We start from the raw sequence: 5,103 nt of genomic DNA, 5'->3' as shown, positions 1-5,103 counted from the left end.
GAGCTGACCACCCCTGACGGGCGAGGACGCTACAACGTCTTTGAAGGCGGCATGATCTACTGGACCCCAGAAACCGGAGCACATCCTGTTACGGGAACAGTTCTGCTCAGCTGGGCAAAATCTGGATATGAAAAAGGTCCTTACGGTTACCCAATTGAAGACGCCAAGAAAGACTTTAAGGGAGTAAAGATGTCTCAGAGGTTCGAGAAAGGAGAGATAAATGGGTATGCAGACGTCATTCAACAAATCGTCGATAACATGCCAGGAAACCAAAGTCATCACCTAGACGCTAAACAGGTCTATGAAGACGGTCTTGAATACGCCCAATCAGTCCATAATGATGATCTGTATGCAGTGTTTTCTGAAGCGTTGAAGGACTTGCTCAAGTACAATGAGCAATTCGAACAAGAAAGTGCTTCCTTGCAGGCAGGTCTTCCCGAAGGGGGAAACACTGACCCGACAAACCCTAAGCATCGAGGAGATATTTTCTATTCTGATGGAACTACGGCCCGAGTAAATCATGGCCATAATGGAATTTTCGTCGGAAGTCCATCAGCTACCGATTCTTCAAGGAATGATACGGTCGAAGCCTTTGGGCATCCCGGAATTGGATCATCTTCGGGTCAGGATGATCCGAAAGCAGGCGTAAAAAGGCTTAAAAATTTTCCTGTCGGCGATCCGCGGGCTGATCACGATCCTCGTTTGCGTAACCTGCGTAAACAATATGTTTTGACGGATCAAGCTTCAAGAAATTCTGCTGCTGATTGGGCCTTAAGCAAAGCAGGCCCTGACTACAACATTGCTGGTGCTGGGTATCGGTATAACTTCGCTTTCAATAAAAATGTTGAAGGCGAAAACTTCAATTGTTCCTCTCTAGTTTGGGCCGCCTACAAGGCTGCTACTGGAAATAGGATTGATTTGGATAAGAACGGAGGACCAGGGGTCTACCCAACTGATATCCGGGATAGTCCGCTTGTAGTGACTTACTAGAAGCGTTTACGAAAAGGAGATAGAAAGTGGTCCTGAGAAAGGTAGTATCCCTATCCGTTGTGCTATCGACGACGCTATTAGTCTCGTGTTCCAATAGTCGTAGCGTAGAGTCAGCCTCTGAGCACGCCTGGGGAGAATCCGGGAACTATATCGCGTCCTACGGTCCGGTTCTCCAACCACATTCATCTTGGATTGAGAACTCGTACTACCTTTATTCAGATACTGGAAAACCACTGGATCACGTAGAAGGGCAAGGGAGCTGGACCCCAGTTGCCCTTACCTCAAGCGAGAAGACTCATTTATACTTCGCGAATTCAATCTCGGCGCCAGGAGAACCTGAACCGGAATACACCTTCCCGAAGTACAGCTTTCCTTCTTATTTCGACCATTCGCCGGAGGGGAAGATGGCCGTCGCAATTATGAACGAATCTCAGTCGGCAGAATTTCTCTTTAAAGCGGTAGTGTTCAACAGGGGCGAAGTGAACAGTGTACCGATTCCCTCAGGTGTTCATTCCTTGGCTGTTGGAGAAAATCACGCATTAATTGCCGGAGATAGCCTGGGCGATGATCCTAAGAAGAAAGAACTTTACCTTCTTAAATCCAATGGTCAGGTTAAACAAATACCGTTTCCAGAAGGCTACGATCTCACAACTCCTGATTTCAAGTACTCTCATGTGAATTATCTAGGAGCCGGTCTGTTCGAGGTGCTTCAGGGCGTCCCTGATGGTGAGGTAACCAAGCTCAAATCTTTTGAAGTTCGGGTAACACCCGAGATGACCCTGAAAGTCGAAAACACCAGAGAGTTCAAGATGACCTTGGCGAATAACTTCGTAAAACACGTCATGTTGCCATTTGGTGAAACTGGATTTATTGACGATCAGGGGAGTGTATTCATCAACCATCGTGACACTAAGGACCCTGAGCGTACTGGTCATGTTGACGGCGTAACTCGAGAAACGTACGTCCGCGTCAATTCTTCTATTGAAGCTCTGTTTGGAGTCAGGAGAGATGGTCTAATCGAGATTCGACGCTGGGGTAGCCCCGAGTCTATTGTCACCGAAATCCCGTTCGAAAAAGGCGCCTGCAGTGACGAAGCCTGTGGCATAGCCTCGGTATCAAAAATTCTTTGAAATAGAGATTTTCAGTAGAAGCGGTGGACGCTGCTCCACAAGAGCTGAAGGAGAGGCTCTAACGAAAGTCAACTTCGCTGAAACGTTGCCACCACTCGGATGACAGATAACGATAACTCCCTCACTCCTAATGAAGAGGCTGGTGCAGCAGCCGAATTGTGGTAACACTAGGTCGCGTGCGTGCCTGCCCCCTCACTCTCAGGCCGCCTGCGCCGGCCCAGCCTCCCTTCCCGTCGCGTCGGCAGCTGCGGCCCTCCAAGCCGGTCTGCCTCCACTCCGCCGGTCGGCTGATTCCATCACTCTGACAAAAACGTCGAATATACGGACAGCCCCACAACGGCCCTTTACCGTCATCGGCCACAAACTGGCCCCGCCGCACATCTACGGGTCTCGGCTCACCTGGCCCAAGCCGGATACCCACACCAGCTCGGCATCCTCAGCTCGAGTAGCTCGACCGGCAATCTTCACACCCGTCAGATCACGGATCACCGACGGTATCGCACCCACCGTCAACCGCTGAGAGGCAAGCTCCACCATCACGCCCGCGCTACGGCCAGGGCTAACCAAATCCCGAACTAATGCCTCGCGCTGGTTTGCTGCATCTTTATCCTTTTTCTCTTTCGACGCTGCTTGGAAAATACGCGGTGCTTTGTAGATAACCACCACCATCAGCGTCTCTCGTCGCTCGGGAGGTGTATTCCAGTGATCCATACCTCTGGCCTTGGCTATAAAACCGCGACAACGCGGCAAGAGATCCGGTGCCAGCGCAGTAGAACATCGACATCTAATGCAGCTCAGCTTCGATAGGGGCCTGTTATAAGAGCGCCAAGAGGTGTGACTCCTAGGGCCGTTTTTAACGGGGCTCCTGGTTCAGATATGCGTATAGGGTTGTGCGTCCGATTTTAAGGCGTCTTGCCACTTCTGCTTTAGGGATACCTTCACCAACCCACTGGCGTGCTTGGTCGACTTGTTCGTCGGTCAGTGCTTTGGCTCGCCCCTTGTATACGCCGCGCTGCTTTGCTCGGGCGATGCCTTCTGCTTGGCGATCGCGGATGATCGAACGCTCAAACTCTGCCACCGCACCAAGTAGTCCCAGCATCAACGTCGCAACTGGTGTTGAGTCCTGCGAATAAACTTGTCCCTCCTTGAGGAACTTCACCGACACTCCTTTGCCGACTAGTTCGTCCACGATCGAGTGGAGATCTGCAAGAGACCGAGCGCACCGGTCCATCGAGGTGACTACGAGCTGATCGCCAGAGCGCAGATATCGCAGTGCTTCTTCAAGTCCAGGGCGGGAACGCGAGCTGCCACTGGCTTCATCGGTGAAATAGGTATCCACTGATTCTGCTTCGAGCTGTTCGATCTGGCGAGCCAGATTCTGCTGAGGTGAGCTCACCCGGGCGTATCCCACTTTGTGCCCTGAAACGCTTCCGGACTGTTCAGGTGTCTCTAGAGATAGTGACGATTCTGTTCGATTAGTCATGGAACCAACCCTAGTGAACAGGTTTTATGGCAACCCCTGAAATGTTCGGATGGGGTGTACTCCAAAAGGTGTAACACTGCCCGGTCACGGGTGCCTTAACGCGAGAAGTGCCCGACACCTCAATGATGCCGGGCACTACCGTGTGACAGCGTGGTGCTTGGAGCTATTGCTCAGCCCGCGCGTGCTCTTCTACGCTTAATCGCATTGGGTAAATTCTGCCTTCGTCACAATCTTGCGCGTTGATTCAAAATCCTCACTTGCAGGTTTTCCAATAAGAATCTCCCCTTCTTTGAGCGCACGAATTTCGGAGAGCTTTGCGCTTACGCTAGCTGCTTTGACGTCAGCTCTAGGCGACCCAGAACTACCGCTTAATGGTTCATCGGGGTCAGTCGGTGTCTCGATTGGGCCTTCTGATGTCCAGTCGGGACCTGGATTGGACATATTAACCTCAGAATAACCAGAAATCGGCTTCCTTGGGGATAGCATTGCGTAACGGTCGTAGGCCCCGTTGCTATTCGGGCCGTGCAAACTCACGTAAGTGAATTTAGCCCCGCAGGTTTCCACATGAACAATGACCTCTCCAGATCCGCTCGGGGAAAAACCAACCCGTCCAGAGCCTTCTGTAAACACAGCGTTGCCACACGCCGATAGCAACAGGGCCGACGTCCCCACCAGTAGGCACAAAGTTTTTCTCATTTGCGTTTATCCCAAAAGATGCCCAGGCCAGTGATCTGGATGAACCGCTACTACGACGTCATAGTAAATATTTCCCCTGGAGCGACAGGCCCGGTTCGCGGGGGAATAAAAGTCGTAAACGTTCTTGCATACGGTGTGCAGATCATTACGGAACCGTCGGTTACAGTCCGCGTATGCAGCCGAGTTCTGATCTTTAGTTCTTCCGTTGTATTTGAGTTTTTCATAACACTGGTCGTGTCGCGCGCATGGACCTCTGAAGTTTGCATTAGTTCTTAGGGCTCTTGCTCCACGGGTTCCCCATGCGAAGCGCGTGTCAGGGTGCGGTCTATATCTATATTCGTCTGGTGACTTTGTGCAATAGTCGTTCAGGTACCCCTGTTTGGGATCATAAATATATTTAGGGTTGGTCGGTACAGGCACTCCGCCATCATCAAGTATGGAATCATTGGCTTGAAGGACTGGATGGTTTTCGATGTATTCAGCGTAGTCTTGACCCAATTCTGCACTGAGATACTTCACCAGCAAGGTGCTGATAGGTTTACCGGAAATCAGCGTATCGCCTGCATCTTTGATGAGCTGGGTGAGGTTGAGCTGCTTCTTCTCGAAGTTCTGGACGGTATCACCTGAATCGTTGATGTAGCTATCACCAATTGGGTAGCCGTATTCTCCCTTTTCGTACCCGGAACCAGCCCACACAAGTTGGGTCAATCCGGTGACGAAGTGTGCTCCGGTTTCTGGGGTCCAGTAGATCATGCCGCCTTCAAAGACGTTGTAGCGTCCTCGCCCGTCAGGGGTGGTCAGCTC

The 5,103-nt window shown here is 51.3% G+C and carries 4 protein-coding genes and 2 pseudogenes; 2 read left to right on the top strand and 4 right to left on the bottom strand.

Going from position 1 to position 5,103, the window contains the following annotated elements; genetic code table 11:
- Positions 1-990: pseudogene (locus tag FHE74_RS10735) on the top strand (hypothetical protein); the annotation flags it as partial.
- A 404-nt stretch (positions 991-1,394) separates the two neighbouring features.
- Complete coding sequence (locus FHE74_RS10455) at positions 1,395-2,120, top strand: hypothetical protein (RefSeq protein WP_139466458.1); 726 nt, start codon at positions 1,395-1,397, stop codon at positions 2,118-2,120.
- A 381-nt stretch (positions 2,121-2,501) separates the two neighbouring features.
- On the opposite strand, the gene FHE74_RS10450 is transcribed toward FHE74_RS10455, so the two are convergent.
- From FHE74_RS10450 to FHE74_RS10435, 4 genes and pseudogenes are all read right to left on the bottom strand, one after another.
- Positions 2,502-2,831 carry an ATP-binding protein gene (locus FHE74_RS10450; protein WP_139466457.1) on the bottom strand — a complete coding sequence of 110 codons (330 nt, stop codon included), beginning with the start codon at positions 2,829-2,831 and terminating at the stop codon, positions 2,502-2,504.
- A gap of 142 nt (positions 2,832-2,973) precedes the next feature.
- Positions 2,974-3,603, bottom strand: a complete 630-nt coding sequence (locus FHE74_RS10445; RefSeq protein ID WP_139466456.1) for a recombinase family protein — start codon at positions 3,601-3,603, stop codon at positions 2,974-2,976.
- A gap of 195 nt (positions 3,604-3,798) precedes the next feature.
- On the bottom strand, positions 3,799-4,137 hold the full coding sequence (locus FHE74_RS10440; protein WP_139466455.1) for a hypothetical protein: 339 nt from the start codon (positions 4,135-4,137) through the stop codon (positions 3,799-3,801).
- A gap of 168 nt (positions 4,138-4,305) precedes the next feature.
- Positions 4,306-5,103, bottom strand: a pseudogene (locus tag FHE74_RS10435) (hypothetical protein); the annotation flags it as partial.

The sequence above is a fragment of the Corynebacterium tapiri genome, assembly GCF_006334925.1.
GTDB lineage: Bacteria > Actinomycetota > Actinomycetes > Mycobacteriales > Mycobacteriaceae > Corynebacterium > Corynebacterium tapiri.
The sequence above is the reverse complement of the archived record's forward strand: the minus strand, read 5'-3'. Positions and strand labels throughout refer to the sequence as shown.